The sequence below is a fragment of the Lysinibacillus sp. NPDC093688 genome (genome assembly GCF_050280145.1).
Taxonomy (GTDB): Bacteria; Bacillota; Bacilli; order Bacillales_A; family Planococcaceae; genus Lysinibacillus; species Lysinibacillus xylanilyticus_B.
Window position 1 is genome coordinate 27,317 of sequence record NZ_JBNNUX010000037.1, and the last position, 16,342, is coordinate 43,658.

The window sequence follows — 16,342 nt, forward strand, 5'->3', positions numbered from 1 at the left end:
TGAAGCCCTTCACAAACTGTTCAATTTCAAAACGCTTTCATTGAACAATTTGTGAAAACCGTATTTTTCAAGGCATAAAAACAATCTTCATACCGCTTCGACGCATTCCCTTTACATTCAATACAAAAAGCCGTATGTACGCCTTTTCCACGACGCACATACGACTTTCCAATTTCGATGATAATTAAGTAGTAGTAGATTTTATTTCATAAGGTTTTATTATTTAGCAGAATGCTGCTTCTTGCTTCTCTGATAATTCAATTTCAAAGCCTAAATCCTCAAGCATACGATAATCACTGTTTGCTTCCTGTCCTTCAGTTGTTAAGTAATCCCCAACAAAGATACTGTTTGCTGCATATAAGCCTATTGGCTGAAGTGACCCAAGATTGACTTCTCGACCACCAGAAATGCGAATTTCCTTTGTTGGATTCATATAACGGAATAACGCTAAAACTTTTAAGCAATAACGTGGATTTAATTCTTTTGTCCCTTCTAGTTTCGTGCCATCAATCGCATTTAAGAAGTTGACCGGAATGGAATCCGCGTCTAATTGATGAAGGGCACGCGCAATATTCACGACATCCTCTTTTGTTTCCTTCATACCAATAATGGCACCTGAGCAAGGTGAAATTCCATGCTTTTTCGCGATTTCAACCGTATTCACACGATCTTCATACGTATGGGACGTAGTAATATAGGAGTGATGTCGTTCAGATGTATTTAAGTTATGGTTGTAACGATCCACCCCCGCTTCTTTTAATTGCTGTGCCTGTTCTTCTTTTAATAAGCCAAGACAAGCACATACTTTTAAGCCGTACTTCTCTTTAATTTCCGTAACAGCCTCACTAACTACATTGACATCTTTTCGAGTTGGCCCACGACCACTTGCCACGATACAATAAGTACCGATTTTATTGTCAAATGCACGTTTAGCCCCAGCTAAAATTTCCTCTTTCGTAATGAATGGATATTTTTCAATCGGCGCTGTAGATTTCGATGACTGAGAACAATAGCCACAATCCTCTGGGCAATAACCGCTCTTAGCATTCATAATCATATTTAATTTTACTTTTTTCCCATAGTAGTGCTTCCGAATAGCAAAGGCACCGTCCATCACCTTCAATAGCTCATCATCTTCACTATGTAAAATGGCAAGAGCCTCCTCATTGCTTAGGATTTTTCCTGCAATAACTTCCTCTGCTAACTGTAACCAATTCATCTAGACATTCTCCCTCTCCACTTGATAAATTTTAAAAGCTCTTGCTGAATGAAATACTTTGTAAAGACGCTCGGCCAAAAATGCAGAAGCTATCGCTAAGCAAAAATCAGCCACAATGCTGTTTAAAAAGCCAACTACGAAAATATGTGACCAGCTCGTTTTCATATGTAACCAGAAATTCAAAGATACATATAAATACGGAACCGCCACCCCATAAATAATAATAAGCCCGACAATATTTGCACCGATAAAATGCTTTTTCGTTGGCGTATCCACTCTTTCAATCATGAAACCAATGACTAAGGCGGCCAGTGCAAAGCCAATCAGGAAGCCAAATGTCGGTTGCAATACATAGGTGATACCCCCACCTTGAGTAAAAACTGGCAAACCAACTAAACCAACCCCTATATAGACAAGCTGACTTTGTAATCCATTGCGACTACCGAGTAAGCTACCTGCTAAAAAAACAAAAACAATTTGTAATGTAAAGGGCACTACTGGCAGCGGTATTTTAATAAATGCCCCGATTGCAGTTAAAGCGGCAAACATCGCTATCATCACAAGTGACAGTGTTGATTGTCGTTTGAACAACTTACTCCCTCCCGCTCCTCAAAAAATTGCATGATCGTCTCTTTGGTTGTATCAATCATAAAATCCATTTCATTATCAGATATAATGTATGGAGGCATGAAATATACTATATTGCCAAGAGGACGAATGAGTAAGCCTTTTGCTAAGGCACGTTTAGATAGTTGATAACCAATACGTTCCTCACTCGGAAGCGGCTCCTTCGTTTCACGATTGGCGACTAATTCAATAGCGCCAACCAGTCCTACCTGTCGATATTCACCGGCAAACGGCAATTCTTCAAATGCCTTCATTGCTAGCTTTCGCATACGTTCACCTTTGTTTTGAATCATGTCGATAACACGTTCCTCTTCAAACATTGTCAAAACTTCTAGGGCTACACGACAAGCAAGTGTATTTCCGGAATAGCTATGGGAGTGTAAAAAAGCTTTCATTGTACCGTAATCATCATAAAAAGCGTTGTATACATCATCAGTTGTTAAAACTGCGGATAGTGGCAAATAACCACCCGTTAAACCTTTTGATAAGCACATAAAATCTGGCGCAATACCCGCTTGCTCACAAGCAAATAATGTACCTGTACGTCCAAAACCTACAGCAATCTCATCTGCGATAAAATGAACATCGTATTTTGTACAAAGCTCTCGTAATCGCTTCAAATAGATTGGCGGATACATTTTCATGCCTGCAGCCGCTTGAATGAGAGGCTCAATAATAATAGCTGTAATTTCTTCATGATGCTGACTAAGCTCGTCTTCAACAAATTGTATACATTGCGCTTGACAGCTTTCAGGATTCTCCCTAAAAGGACATCGGAAGCAATCTGGTCCTTGTGCACGTACTGTATCCAATAACAGTGGTTGATACACTTCGTTATATAGCCCTACCCCACCAACAGATAAAGCACCGAGTGTTTCACCATGATAAGCATCCGTTAAAGCTAAAAAGCGTTTTTTCGTTGTTTTTCCCGTCTGCATATGATATTGAAAACTCATTTTGAGTGCCACTTCTATCGCTGACGAACCGTTGTCTGCAAAAAATACTTTATTCAAACCGTCTGGCGTTAAGGCGACTAATTTTTCTGCCACCTTAATGGCAGGTTCATGTGAAAAATTCGCAAAGATCGTATGCTCTAATGTAAACGCTTGATCGCTTAATGCTTGACTTATTCGTGGATTTGCATGTCCAAACAAATTTACCCACCAGGAAGATACGGCGTCTAAATAACGATTATTATGTTCATCGTACAGCCATACACCTTGTCCTTTTTTAATAACAATAGGCGGATGTTGCTCATAGTCCTTCATTTGTGAGCATGGATGCCAAACATGCTGTAAATCTCTCGTCTGCAATTCAGTTAATGATTGTTTCATATTTGACCAACCTCTCAAACAAAGATGTGTGTGAAATAGAGTAGTCAACAATCTGCGAAATATCCCCAAGCTTCGGAATCGTCGCATATGGCAACTCTTGATGTTGTAGAATCATTTTCACATTATCTTGTTCCATCCGACTACCTGTATCTCCATTAAATACAAGGCCAAGAACCTCAACATTACGAGCATGTAATGCCTCAAGTGTTAGCAATGTATGGTTAATCGTTCCAAGTGTTGTTCGTGTGACAAGAACGACTGGAAGCTTACTTCGAACGATTACATCAAGCAGCGTATGTTCTCCATATGTATCAATTGGGACAAAAAGCCCCCCTGCTCCTTCACAAATCACGACATCGTATGCTTGCTGTAACAACTGAATTTGCTGTAATAAATACGCCACATTAATTTGCTGTCCCTCTAGTTGTGCAGCAAAATGTGGTGATGCAGCCTCCTTAAACGAATAGCCATTTAAATTTTCTTGCTTTAGGCTTTGTAATGAATACTTTTCATACATTGCTGTATCGTAGTAATAGCAGTGCCCATTCTCACATACTTCTCCAGTTTGCACAGGCTTATAAGGCGTGACTTGTAGATCATACTTTTGTAATTCACGCATCAGCAATGTAGTGACAACTGTTTTACCGACATCTGTATCTGTCCCAACAACCCAAAAATGTTGCATCGTTAACCTCCCCCTCTTTAAGTTAACCATTTACATTTTTTAAGTTAACACATTTATTTTTATTTTGTAAATGCTATTTCCATATTTCTTCAAAAACAACCCATTTCTTTGCGGAAAATAGGAAAATTTGCGATAACTCAATAATTTTTTTCTTCAACAAAAAGCACTATATTCTTACCTCAAGGCAAAAACTGGTATTTTTATCCATTAAAATACTCATTATCGTAACGTGGGGGTGAATTCCATTCCGGCTGGGCCCTTTCTGAGGGAGTCCGATGATCCGCTTGGGGTAACAAGTGTTTTTTGTGCGAAAGCGAAGCGGCAGCAACAACAGGATGTTGGTCACTAAGCGTTTCACAGGACGTGATCTCTTGGCTTCGTTCTCATACTCGCTTGCGCTATGCACCATCTGTGACACTGGACTACTGATTTTTTTTCAAAGATTTTCGCACTAATATGAAAGTAAATCTATTCTAGTTGCACTACGCTAAAAATAAAAATGAGAATGTAAATTTCTATTCATATTTCCAACTATTCTAGCTTGTATTGTAGCTAGATTTCTAATAATTTTCGGGGTATTTTTTTGCTTCATTACTTTTCCAAATATTATCAAAAATTTAAAGGATTTTACTCTTTGTTCGTAGTATTTAACTAAACGGGGGTGGCTGTATGTTTGGTATTTTTAAAGAATCAGAGAAAGTTATAGATACTTATGAGCATGTTAGTTTTATTTTAAAATCCTTGCTCACATACGAGCTAAAAGACTTACCTATTCGCTATGAATTTTGGTATCGAATAGCTATTCGTCAAGAAGAATTGCGAACATTAAATACCGAACATCGAGCAAAGATCACAATGACTACAGCAGTAGGACGCTTTCATCAAACACAATACGAGGGAACGAAACAAAAGTTAGCAAAGCTTGAACGTCTCGCAGATATGTATAAATCGTTTTGTATTGAGGACGAACGGGAGGCATTAAATCATCGACTTCTTTTTCATAAAGAAGCAATTTCCGAGCTATATGAGCATATCCAAAATAAAGAACTATATATGTATTGTGATGCTGTACAGCAACAATTTTGGGATGCAGTGAGTGAAGACCTATTAAATGCAGTTGCTCACCTAGATTAAATAGGTGAGCAATTGTAAGGGTCAACTAGCATCTCATATGTTATTTTCCAAAAAAGTAATATGTAAAAACTTGAAACATTTTCCTCTTCCATTCGTAAATAAATTAGGAGAGGAAGTGAATGATAATAGATATTAATATACATAAAGGTGGCTATGTAGAAGACGAAGCCATTATTTCAAACATTCAATTTCAAGTAAATAGCGGTGAGCTCGTTGGATTAATTGGTTCCAATGGGGCTGGCAAAAGCACAACCTTGCAGGCAATGATGGGTGTCTTACCAATTGTGGATGGTCAGGTGACGATAGGAACTTACGGCTACGTACCTGAAAGACCAATTTTGTATGAGTATTTTACATTGTGGGAGCATATAGATTTTTATTTGCGTGTAGCTGGTAAAGAAGATTCTTTAACAAATCGTGCAAAAGAATTACTGGAAATTTTTCAATTGGGCCATAAGCTACACGATTATCCAACAACGTTTTCCAAAGGTATGCAACAAAAAGTAATGCTTATTTTAGCATTTCTTGACAAACACTCTACCTATATTTTAGATGAACCATTTATGGGGCTGGATCCACAGGCAATGCGTAAGCTTTTAACGATTTTAGAAGAATTAAAAGCGCAAGGTGCCTCCATTTTAATGAGTACACATGCACTTGATACGGCAGAAAAAATATGTGATCGTTTTATCTTGATTGATCATGGTCGAATTTTACAGCAAGGCACACTCGCATCGTTACGCTTAGCGGTGAAACAGGACAAAGCATCTCTTCTTGATATTTTCGACACACTGCTTGAGGAAAATCTCTATGACTAATTTAGTGCAGCAACGAAGAAAATTAGAGCGCTCCCATAATTTTAAGTTACTAGCAAGCGTTATCGATTGGACAGTCGCATTATACGTTGTTGTGCCAGCAATAGTCATTGGCTTTTTCCTTTACAAAGACTTTATCTTAACGATAAGTACATCTTGGTTCGTACAGATTCCGATCGTCTTTTTAATTGTACTATTATTGATTATTACACGTATTGAAACTATTCGTACTTATTCGCAGCGAGCCGATCGTCTTTTTTTAATTCAAAACCGAAAACAAATGATACGCTTAAAACAATCTGGTCTTTATTGGACATTAAGTAAGCACCTAATTTTACTTAGTTCTGGACTTGCTCTATTAGCGCCCATCTTAATAATCGTTCATCATGTAACGGTATTGGAATTACTTTCTTTACTACTGCTATTATTTACGACTAATTTTATGAAGGTACTTTTACAATTAAAGCTTCGTAAATGGCAGCAACTAGTAAGTAACATTTTTTTGTGTATTCTCGGTACAATTTGCTTTTTGTATGTACCTGTTATTATTACTTCACTTGTTTATCTAATTTTTCTTGTTTATTGTACAAGCTATTATAATAAACATTATGTCTATAGCACTAATTTTTTTGATCAACAAGTGGAGCTTGATCAAACAGCATTTTATAAATGGCAAAGTCTTTTATTCCAGATTGCTCCTGAGCTTCGAAGTGAGCTAGTACAGACAATAAAAAAGCCTCGCCTACTATGGAAAAATTCAAAGCGTATGTTTCGACGTTCCGACTATTTTATAGAGGAGCTAGTATGCAAAACGATGCTCCGCCAAAAACAATATCGCTCTGGCTATCTTCGTTTTTTATTGAGTGGTATTGGGCTCATTATTATTGTGCCAGCATGGGCGAAAATGATCATGCTTGGAATTCTTTATTTTACTTTACGGTCATTGATGCAATCGGTAATCCAGCACATTTTAGAGCACAAAATTTGGTCAATCTTTCAAGTATCCAATGAACAAATTCATGCAGCTAGCAGGCGATTACTTAAGGGATTTGTAGATTTGCCGTTATTGTGTATCCTTATTATTTTTACTATTAGTCTTGTAAATTAAGGCTCAAAACTTTAATAGGATTGTTGATATACCAACGTTTACAAAGGTTTTTTGGTTCAAATTAACTTTAATCTAATAAAGCATTTAACAAATTTAAAGCATCAGCATCTGGCTGGTGCTTTTTTTCTGGCATTACTCAAGGAATTCTTCATATGTTAGAGGATAAGAGCATACAAAAATTACCACGTGAGGAACTTGAAAGAAATACTATCCTACTTGGTGAAGATCGTAGGGTTCCTAAATTTGTGATGGATTATTATATTGCGGAAGAAAATGGAATCATTGAGGAAATAGAGCAGGAAGAAAAACAAAAAAAGATATTATGAAGAATTTAAAGATGACTCAACCGACACATGAAAAATGAAGTTATCCATCATTCAACAAGAAATCGGTAATAGAGAAGCGTTTAAAAAATGATTGAGGAATAGGATGAAGTTGCTGAAAGTCGTTCTCCAGAAGGTCTTCATTATTATGAGATTGAAGGTTAAAAAAGTACAGAGAGTTCTGTACTTTTAATGTTATAAGCTGTTTTCTTTATTCCGCAATCTGGTCGTTAGCTGAATAAATTGGTTATGTAATTTCCGTTGAAAAACAAGATTAAGTCTCCAATTGCCCCAATACAAAAAAATATAAAATAATAACTTGCAATTGTCACCTTTTTGTTAAATAGTTCCTTGAGTGCTTGAATAAACAACTCGTCAAACTTAAACCAACTTAATATCCAACTAGTTAAAAGAAAACTTATAATCATCATTTCCTTGTTCTGCCCCCTGTTATTTGAGCCTTTTAGTAAATACATCTTTTCTGTTTATTGATTTCTTAAATCTTTTGCACAACAACAGCTTTTGAAAACGGAAATGTATAAAAAAATTGCTTTATTTCAACGCGATTGGAAACTGAATTCAATATTTGAATGTATTCAGCAGTTTTACTGAAATCAGAAATAACTAATCGACCATTTGGGCTTAAAACTCGCCACATTTCAAGAATCGCCTTCCTTCTTCCTTCTTCACTTTTAATGTTATGGACTACGAAGTTTGAAACAACAACATCGAAACTTCCGTCCGAAAATGGAAGTTCCCGAGCGTCAGCATCCACGATGTCGATTTCTGCCACACTTTCAGCAACCATATTAGCTTGTAGTTTAGCTTTTCCATTCCCTCCCAAATCCCATTTTGACCAAATATCAGTAGCTGTCACCTTACAACCCCTTTGAGATGCGGAAATAGCTAAAAGTCCACGACCTGTTCCCACATCAAGAAGTTCATCACCTGATTTAGCTTGTGCAAGGCTCAAGATCACCTCTCTGTGTGCGATTTTGATTGTTGTTGAATATGTAAACATCCATAGGCCCGTCACAATACAAATTAAACCATAGCTCAATACAAACCCATTGACTGAACCAAACACACCCAATAACGTAAATAGCAGCCCAATAATAATTAAAAAGGCAACCCAAAATGGAGCGTCAACCCCATATCGCATAGTAATTTTCATTTATCTTGACCTCCTTTCCTACCCTGCATACGAAAAGCACTACATAGTGTTTTCAATAAAATGACCCGTTTGTTGCATACTGATTTTTAACATTTCCACATTATAACATTAATACTTTTTATTTGAAATGAAATTCTTGTATAAGCCTTTATTGATTGTATGTAACTGTTCTCCATATTAGTTCAGTGACGATTTCATGATTCTATAAGTAGTTTATGTTCATTAGATTTATTAGATTTTCTAAAAGTATTGATTATATTAGTTTTTAATCGCATAAATTGCTTATGTTATGAACGTTTTTCCCGTTATCACAGGGTGTGATGTACATACTAATTTTGTGTGGTTATTCAACTGTAAACTCCGCTGTCAAATGATACTTATCATAGTCCCCAGCGCTTCTAAAATTCAGTATTTCTTTCACTATACGGTATTCACCGTTATCTAGACTTCCATAGAGCCAATCCCAATCAACTTTCCATTCCTTAACACCCGAAGAATCCAAGCTATAGCCAATATCCTTAAAAGCGGGGTTCCCATCTAAGGCAAATGGAACTTGGTACCATTTCCCCTTGATTTTCTTTTCCAACAAAAAATGTTCACCATAGATGATTTGCTTGTCGGAGTTATTCTCAAATGTCACCGTCAATCCAGTAGAAGAGACCGTTCCTTCCTTTACAATCATCGTTACTCCATCAAGATTGTTGACAGTTTCATATATTGTAGGTTCCTAGTCAGTTGTCGGTTCTTTTGTTTGACCTTCTGGTTCTTGGGAACAACCGACTAATGCAAAACAACTAATTACCGCCAATACTATAAAAATTCTTTTCAAATTGTCTCCCCCTTTAATATTTAGACATTGATTTTAGAATAAAGTTTCAAAAACCTTGTCTCACTAAACTGCTTCGTTAGCTGAATAGAACAACCTTTGAGAAAACAGCCTTTAACAATTATTATCCCCTATTTATTGATTGCAAATTAAACAGGTGCCAGCTTAGTTTGCTAGCACCTGTTGTTTATTAAGATCTATTATCTTCCATTCCTTGTAGAAGCATTTTTCTAAATTCCTGTACTTGGTCAGCTTTAATGGCTACATTGTTATAACGTTTTTTTAGCCCCAGCATAAAAGTCACTTCCACAGGCTCCTTCATTTTTAAAATAAACTGTGGATATGCCGCTTCAAAATCACGTGCTATAAAATCAATTGTATCTTTGGCTAATTTTCCTTCCAATTGTTCCTTATCCTCAATAAGCTCTTCAATCTGATCGAAGCGAATTTCTGCTCGTTTCATCAATCCTAATGACAAATACAATTTATCAGATGTTACATGAACAGGATTTAAACGAATGGCCTGCATATCGGCTACAAAAAATAAGACAGAGTATACATTTAAAATAAGCAATAGAATAGAAAGAACAAGTGATTTCTCATGTAGCCACCAATGAATCCCTATTGTTTCAATGGCGATTCCATGGATTAGCATAATGATAAAGGCAATATAGCTCGAATTTTTATGCAAGGTTAACCCTGGTCTCTCTTTTCTCTTCCAGCTTGCTAAAGCGTAGTAACACACTAAAAAGTCTGTGCAAAACATTTGGATAATAAGATGCTTCGGTGCATGATTTTCAACTGCTTTTGGAAATGAAAACAAATCTGGTAAAGTAGTAGATCGTACATCCGCCAGAATTCTTGGCATGTAGCGAACAAGAGTTGCGACTAGTAAAATTTCTAATAGAATAAGTGTACCTTCAATGGCAAACCCAGCCCATGTCACCGCAACAAATGGCTGTAGATGTTCTATCGGAATAATAAAACGGGCTGCAATACAACCAGCAGCTGCTAAAAGTACCGCTTGTTTTATAGAAAACTTTCGTTTATAGAGCAGAAATAAAGCAGGCATAATTAAGACAAAATCAATTAATGAGCCCATAACAACGCCATTTGTTTCAGGTGGTAAAATGGATGCGCCGAGCCCAGTGTTATAAATCGTATAATTGCTGGCAAGTACGATTAACAAAAATGCTAGCCATATATTTTGCTTATTCTTTAATGCAATCATGTTAAATCTCTCCCTTATCATTTATTTCATGTATAATGCCTTCCTTTAATACAATTTGGTTTAACTTCTGAACAACCTCTTTTAATTGCACGATCTCACTTAACTCAAGCTTCGAATAATATCTCGAGATAATAAATCGTTTTATTTCTTCTTCTCTTTCAAAATACGAAATGCCTGAAGTATCAAGACTCACAAATATTTCACGTCTATTTTCCGGATTAATGCTCCGAGATACATAGTGCTGTTCTTCAAGCTTACTAACTAGCTGTCCGACGGCACTAGAAGTTATATTCATATAACTTGCAATTTGTCCAATCGTCACTTGCCTATTTTTGTTAATAAAATCTAATAAAATTATTTGTTTAGGAGATAGTTCATCGCTCATTAAATTTTGATGTAACTTTATGAAATGACTATCCATCGAATAAATAGCTTCATTTATTTCCTCCACAAGCTTATAAATAAGTTCTTCATCCTTCGCCATAACTCATTCAATCCTTTAAGTAAAGTTAATAGTAAAGTTACCTTTACTATTAACTTTACTTTATTTTATATGGTTATTATTGTCAACCACTTCAGCGATAAAGTGCGGGAGCTAATCTTTTAATTTTCAATATTTTTTCACATTTCTTAACAAAATAGCGGCAAATACTTATTTCAGCGTGTCAAAAATCAAATTACGACATTAAGAATGGCAAAATAAAAGACCTCCTTATTAAAAAGTCTTTAGTAGTCCTTATTTTTCTACAATATCTAATTGTTTGTAATAGTTCTCTACAATTGGATAAATATCTGGATTTGAATCGTAATAGGTATTGTCTATCTCACTTAGCGTAAATATAAACTCTTTTTCGCCATCAAAAAGAGCAATACCGTATCGCCAACCTACACGCTTTTCTTGATTATCTTGTGGAATAAATTCTATATCTTTAATCAAATTTAGCAATTCACCAATTTGTTCTTGCTTTGTGATCGTTTTAGAATAACCAGTTGAACCATCTTGAATAATCACTTTATCTACTTTTTCAATTTTTGCATCCCGATAAAATCCTACTAATGTTTGCGTTTTTGCAATAGTACAAGCAGAAAGTAAAAATAGAATGACGAATAAAATCTGGAACATCCATTTTTTCATTGAGCCACCTCCAATTTTATTCTATTCATCATTATTAAATTACAAATAAGTAGACATCCCCATTTCATTAGATAAGGATGAAGCGATTCATTGCAAGCGCGGGTATTCGATTCTTTTCCGCTTCAATGCTATCCTTTATCAAAAAACTGTTTACGATAAACATGTGGGGAGTATCCTGTATATGTCTTAAATTTTTCAATATAGTAACTTACTGTACTAAAGCCTGTAGTTGTAGCAATTGTAGTGATGGATTGCTCACTATCACGTAATAGCTCCATACTTTTGCGAAGACGATAGTGTAGTAAATATGTGAATGGTGTGATGCCGACCATTTTTTTGAAAAAGCGACTACATTCTGCACGGCTTAAAAAAACGTGTGCAGCTAGATTTTCTAAAGATATCTTTTCCTGATAATGAGCATGTAAATAATCAAGCATTTCCTTCGCTCGTTCATGCTGGACAATAATTGCTGGATCCAGTATTTCTTCTGTTAGCATTGATTGTGACAAAATAGTTTCCCAAATGACTAAAAGCTCTCTCCATACCTTTAGCTCATAAAAAACGGCTTGCTCTTGTAGTAATTTTGCTACGATGTCTACTTTTTGCGCCAATTGGCCAGAAAGCTTTACATAGGGCAGTCTATTGTTCGTTATATACGGTAGTACATATTTAGTGGCAAAAATACTGTCCTTATGTCCGCCTAATAGCAACGGGTTCACGTTAATACATAAGATTGTAGCCCGCTCTACTTGAAAAGGCTTAGCTTCATGTAAACTTGATGCATTGACAAATAGTCCCTCCTCTTCCTCAAGTAAAAAAACATCTGCTCCTACACGATATTCCACACGACCACTCTTCACATAGACAAATTGAATTTCCTTATGCCAATGTAACGGTAAAAAATCCAAACTATCTAATCGCAAAACCGTCTCATATAGCGCAACTGGAAATTCCTTCGTTCCATGTAACGTTAGTTCTTGTAAATCCTTCGCAATTTTAATATGTGTTAACGTCACTACTTAGACCTCCTCAATATATTGATATTTTCCCCTCTATAAATCGATATTTCTTCTGCTTAATATTCTATATTATTGTTTTATATTGATAGTTTAGGAGATGTTTGAAGATGAATCAATCAGCACAGAAAAATCGTACGCTTGGTTTTATGCTTGTCATTCTGGGAGCAAGTTTTTGGGGTATTGGTGGTACCGTCGCTCAAAAGCTTTTTCAGCAGGAAAATATAGAGGTTGGCTGGCTCGTTTCCAGTCGTCTTCTTTTAGCTGGCCTATTGCTCATTACTGCCTATAAAATTACACATCGTAAAGAGTCTATTTTTGTGATGTGGCGGACAAAGCAAAATGCCTTTAGACAAATTTTATTTAGTTTAGTAGGAATGCTGGCGGTTCAATATACTTATATGATGTCGATTGCTATAGGTAACTCTGCAGTTGCGACTTTATTGCAATATTTAGCACCACTTTTTATCATGGCTTATTATTTAATAACGAAGCACAGTCAATTGACAAGGCAGGATGGAATCGCTGTAACGTTGACACTTGTTGGTACTTTTTTATTACTAACAAATGGCTCGTTGTCTACACTTTCTGTTCCAGCGACAGCCGTATTTTGGGGGATTTTATCTGGTCTTTCGGCTGCTTTTTATACGTTATATGCCGTCCCACTCTTACAGCAGTTTCACTCATTGTTAGTTGTAGGCTGGTCAATGCTTATTGGTGGGATTGTGATGAGCTTTTTCCATCAACCTTGGCAAATTGACATGTCAAACTGGGCATTGTCGACAATCGCATATTTTCTGTTTATCGTTATTTTCGGGACAATGCTAGCATTTTGGTTTTATATTGCCAGTTTGCATTATTTATCGCCTAAAGAGACTAGTTTACTTGGTAGTCTGGAGCCCCTAACAGCTGTTATAACAAGTGTGTTTTGGCTTAAAATTGCCTTTGGAGGTTTTCAATTTATTGGGACAATACTTATTCTCTGCATGATTTTATATCTTACAGTTTTCCAGAGAAAGCAATCATAGGAAGGTTTAAATAAGTTTGGATTTATTAGTCGCAATTTCTTACCCTAGACCCAACAGACTACGAATCCATATATAAAATTTACATATTCTGAATTTTTTCTTTAGCAGAAGAATTTTTAGCTTGCATCCAGGAATATACCGAGATTTCAGCATAAACCGAGACTTTAATCATTGCTGTTTTTCACCATAAATGCAGGAAAAATAAAAAAGTGCGATCTTTTGGTTATATAAGGTTATAAGAATAGAGGATAATTAGTCTATTAGGCTAGGGTAGTAAACATTGTTACATAGACCATAAAAAAGAGACAGCAATCGCTGTCTCTTACTAAACGAACGCCCCCGTTAAATGAATAAGGGTATATGGAATTATTAGATTCCATCACTTAATAAGGCTCAGGAACACCGTTATATTGCAACATTAAAGGTACAATTCCCTCATCTGCTCACTTTAACGAAGTTGGTATTATCCCTCCTCAATTCTTTTCAAATCCGCCATAAATTTCGACCGTATATCGCTCACTTTCCCATCCCCTTTAACATTAATAAAATCTCTTCTATCACAATATCAGGCTCATCATGATGTATATAATGTCCACTACGACTAGCAATCTGGAACTTACTTGACGTTGACAGCCCTTGGAATTTTGCTTGTAGACTTTGTTCAATTTCTAATATTTCTTGAGAGGGCCATCCATCTTCAACATTATCGGGTAAACCTCTTGTAATAATTGAGAGAGGGATGTCACTTTGTCTTGAATGATCAACAATTTGCTTATAACTCTGTATTTTATCAATATTCTCACTATTCAATTTAGGATTCTCGAAATATTCCCTATTTCCTGCAAGTAGATTTTCTGGTAGAGCCTTTTCATAGGCAAGTTCTTTATATTCTGGTGCAGCGTCAACCAAAACCAAACCACAGATATCCAGCGGATAAAGACTGGTATACAATCTGGCGACCAACCCACCAAAGGAATGGCCTACTAATATATAAGGCTTCTCCACGTCAAGCGCTTGCAACAATTCGGAGAGCTCCTCGACAAGATCACAGCAAGTCCGCGGGATTGCTACGTCTTGACTCCTGTCAATACCCGCCCTGTCATAGGACAAGGTTGACGTTTCATCCGATATTCGGTCTTGGACCTTTTTCCATGTTTCATGGCTATCGCCTAACCCTGCAATAAAGATTACGCTTGGTGTATTTTTACGTTGATATTTATTGAACAGTATACGCCTATTATAGAAATCGATTATCTTTTTATGTTGTATAGTCACTTTTAATCACCCAATTAAATTATAAGCTTTACATTATTATTTCCACAATAAAAAAGAGCCGTTTATGCAGCTCAGCAATCTTTTGCTAAAGCACCTCGTTAGTTTAATAAGAACAGCGACGCTTATTAAACAATCGCGCATTATTGCTTAGTTTTTGTTGGCTAGCTCATACAAATCTATAATTTCTTTGTGTGCTATTCCATCGTCTTGTCCTTCCCAATGAATCACCGCGTATATTTTATCTATATCTTTAAACGTTATGGCCTTTCCATCCTTCGTTATTGGTGGTGGTCCTTCGATAGCTCCAGTATCAATCTCGTTTTTAAAATCTTCAGATCTTGAGACTGCTTTACTTTGCAGGGTTATATCTTTCTTGTTTATAACGGCGTTCATTTCAAAGACAAAATAATTAGTAGTGTAATCATTCCCTCGTGCTTTAAAACGAAGCTTACCATTTCCCGAATTAAGAATCCCTGAAGTCAGATCTACTTGGTAACCATCTAACTCCCAATGAGGACTTTCTCCCGATAATCTTAAATGATAAAAGTCATTTGTGGCATTTCGATGATTCAAGTAGATAACAATGGCTAATAATACTCAAATAATGAATATCAGTACTGGATAAACGATTTTATGAACCAAAAGCTTTCTCACCCCTCTGCTACTTTACCTCTGTTAAACAATCTGGCCCTATAGTTCAATAAGAAAAAAAGAGCTGCCTATGCAACTAAATAATCTTTAAGTAAAGCACCCGTTAGCCATCCATGTCGTGTAAAATTAACACTACACCACAGTAAATGAAAGATGGTTAAGTTCTTTCATGGGAGTTTAATAAGAACTGCGACGCTTCTTCCACAATCGCGCCCGATTGTGGAAGATCGTTTTTCTTATTGAACTAACGCATCTGATCGTTAAGTGTAACTCTTCACGATTACTTGATATTATATAGATGAATAGAAAGATAAATTATAATTTAGTTTAGTAGTTGTAAATGTAGGTTATTTATATTATTCTCTTATAATTTTTCAAAAAGGAGAGTTTATGAAAAAGATTGTTTTTGTATTAACGATATTTATATTATTCTCAGGATTCACAACACAAAGTTATGCTCTGTCAGATTCGAAATCTGCGGCAATACAAGCGTTGCTAGATGATGCCTCTCGTATATCAGGTGTGCCGGGAATGTCAATCTCAATACTTGCTGATGATGAAGTGTTCTACTTTTCTTCAGGGTATGCTGACCATGAAAAGGGGTTGTCTGCAAGTGAAAATACACTCTATGAGTTAGCCTCGGTCAGTAAAGCTTTTACCGGTATGGGTATTATGCTGTTGGAAGAGCAAGGGCTGCTCTCAATGACTGACCCTGTCCAAAAATATTTACCTTGGTTTACGTTAAAGTATCAAGGGAAACC

Annotated in this window: 18 protein-coding genes; 6 read left to right on the forward strand and 12 right to left on the reverse strand. The window is 36.2% G+C overall.

Features of this window, described 5'->3' with window-relative positions:
• Positions 1–223: 223 nt before the first annotated feature.
• The 4 genes from bioB to bioD are packed head-to-tail and all read right to left on the reverse strand — an operon-like array spanning position 224 to position 3,865.
• Positions 224–1,219: a biotin synthase BioB gene (gene bioB, locus ACQKN2_RS20860; RefSeq protein WP_323646949.1), complete on the reverse strand. Its 996-nt coding sequence runs from the start codon at positions 1,217–1,219 to the stop codon at positions 224–226.
• Positions 1,220–1,810, reverse strand: a complete 591-nt coding sequence (locus ACQKN2_RS20865) for a biotin transporter BioY (RefSeq protein WP_427416650.1) — start codon at positions 1,808–1,810, stop codon at positions 1,220–1,222.
• Positions 1,777–3,180: an adenosylmethionine--8-amino-7-oxononanoate transaminase gene (gene bioA / locus ACQKN2_RS20870; RefSeq protein WP_427416651.1), complete on the reverse strand. Its 1,404-nt coding sequence runs from the start codon at positions 3,178–3,180 to the stop codon at positions 1,777–1,779. Before bioA ends, ACQKN2_RS20865 begins: the two co-directional genes overlap by 34 nt.
• Positions 3,161–3,865: a dethiobiotin synthase gene (gene bioD / locus ACQKN2_RS20875; RefSeq protein ID WP_427416652.1), complete on the reverse strand. Its 705-nt coding sequence runs from the start codon at positions 3,863–3,865 to the stop codon at positions 3,161–3,163. Before bioD ends, bioA begins: the two co-directional genes overlap by 20 nt.
• A 669-nt stretch (positions 3,866–4,534) precedes the next feature.
• Between bioD and ACQKN2_RS20880 the strand changes: the two genes are divergently transcribed.
• The 4 genes from ACQKN2_RS20880 to ACQKN2_RS20895 all read left to right on the forward strand — a co-directional run bounded on the left by ACQKN2_RS20880 (position 4,535) and on the right by ACQKN2_RS20895 (position 7,248).
• The gene (locus tag ACQKN2_RS20880) at positions 4,535–4,999 is read left to right on the forward strand and encodes a hypothetical protein (RefSeq protein ID WP_427416653.1); all 465 of its coding nucleotides are present in this window, start codon (positions 4,535–4,537) and stop codon (positions 4,997–4,999) included.
• 119 nt (positions 5,000–5,118) lie between these two features.
• Positions 5,119–5,817: an ABC transporter ATP-binding protein gene (locus tag ACQKN2_RS20885; RefSeq protein ID WP_427416654.1), complete on the forward strand. Its 699-nt coding sequence runs from the start codon at positions 5,119–5,121 to the stop codon at positions 5,815–5,817.
• On the forward strand, positions 5,810–6,922 hold the full coding sequence (locus ACQKN2_RS20890; RefSeq protein WP_427416655.1) for an ABC transporter permease: 1,113 nt from the start codon (positions 5,810–5,812) through the stop codon (positions 6,920–6,922). The genes ACQKN2_RS20885 and ACQKN2_RS20890 overlap by 8 nt, the downstream gene beginning before the upstream one ends.
• Positions 6,923–7,074: 152 nt before the next feature.
• Positions 7,075–7,248 carry a hypothetical protein gene (locus ACQKN2_RS20895; protein WP_427416656.1) on the forward strand — a complete coding sequence of 58 codons (174 nt, stop codon included), beginning with the start codon at positions 7,075–7,077 and terminating at the stop codon, positions 7,246–7,248.
• Positions 7,249–7,741: 493 nt separating this feature from the next.
• Here the strand turns inward: ACQKN2_RS20895 and ACQKN2_RS20900 are convergent, their stop codons facing one another.
• From ACQKN2_RS20900 to ACQKN2_RS20925, 6 genes are all read right to left on the reverse strand, one after another.
• A complete protein-coding gene (locus tag ACQKN2_RS20900) occupies positions 7,742–8,419 on the reverse strand; it encodes a class I SAM-dependent methyltransferase (RefSeq protein ID WP_427416657.1) in 678 nt (225 codons plus the stop codon).
• A 343-nt stretch (positions 8,420–8,762) separates the two neighbouring features.
• Entirely contained in the window at positions 8,763–9,101 is a 339-nt protein-coding gene (locus ACQKN2_RS20905) for an immunoglobulin-like domain-containing protein (protein WP_427416658.1), read from the reverse strand.
• A gap of 334 nt (positions 9,102–9,435) precedes the next feature.
• On the reverse strand, positions 9,436–10,476 hold the full coding sequence (locus ACQKN2_RS20910; RefSeq protein WP_427416659.1) for a beta-carotene 15,15'-monooxygenase: 1,041 nt from the start codon (positions 10,474–10,476) through the stop codon (positions 9,436–9,438).
• A 1-nt stretch (position 10,477) separates the two neighbouring features.
• Complete coding sequence (locus ACQKN2_RS20915; RefSeq protein ID WP_427416660.1) at positions 10,478–10,960, reverse strand: MarR family winged helix-turn-helix transcriptional regulator; 483 nt, start codon at positions 10,958–10,960, stop codon at positions 10,478–10,480.
• Between the two features lie 252 nt (positions 10,961–11,212).
• Positions 11,213–11,611, reverse strand: a complete 399-nt coding sequence (locus ACQKN2_RS20920; RefSeq protein ID WP_427416661.1) for a hypothetical protein — start codon at positions 11,609–11,611, stop codon at positions 11,213–11,215.
• 128 nt (positions 11,612–11,739) lie between these two features.
• Positions 11,740–12,627, reverse strand: a complete 888-nt coding sequence (locus tag ACQKN2_RS20925; RefSeq protein WP_427416662.1) for an AraC family transcriptional regulator — start codon at positions 12,625–12,627, stop codon at positions 11,740–11,742.
• A gap of 110 nt (positions 12,628–12,737) precedes the next feature.
• Between ACQKN2_RS20925 and ACQKN2_RS20930 the strand changes: the two genes are divergently transcribed.
• Entirely contained in the window at positions 12,738–13,655 is a 918-nt protein-coding gene (locus ACQKN2_RS20930; RefSeq protein ID WP_427416663.1) for an EamA family transporter, read from the forward strand.
• Between the two features lie 516 nt (positions 13,656–14,171).
• Here the strand turns inward: ACQKN2_RS20930 and ACQKN2_RS20935 are convergent.
• Together ACQKN2_RS20935 and ACQKN2_RS20940 are read right to left on the reverse strand one after the other, a co-directional pair.
• Complete coding sequence (locus ACQKN2_RS20935) at positions 14,172–14,930, reverse strand: alpha/beta fold hydrolase (RefSeq protein ID WP_427416664.1); 759 nt, start codon at positions 14,928–14,930, stop codon at positions 14,172–14,174.
• A gap of 147 nt (positions 14,931–15,077) precedes the next feature.
• The gene (locus ACQKN2_RS20940; RefSeq protein ID WP_427416665.1) at positions 15,078–15,503 is read right to left on the reverse strand and encodes a hypothetical protein; all 426 of its coding nucleotides are present in this window, start codon (positions 15,501–15,503) and stop codon (positions 15,078–15,080) included.
• A gap of 468 nt (positions 15,504–15,971) precedes the next feature.
• Between ACQKN2_RS20940 and ACQKN2_RS20945 the strand changes: the two genes are divergently transcribed.
• On the forward strand, positions 15,972–16,342 hold a 371-nt coding region (locus ACQKN2_RS20945; RefSeq protein ID WP_427416666.1), incomplete at its 3' end, for a serine hydrolase domain-containing protein.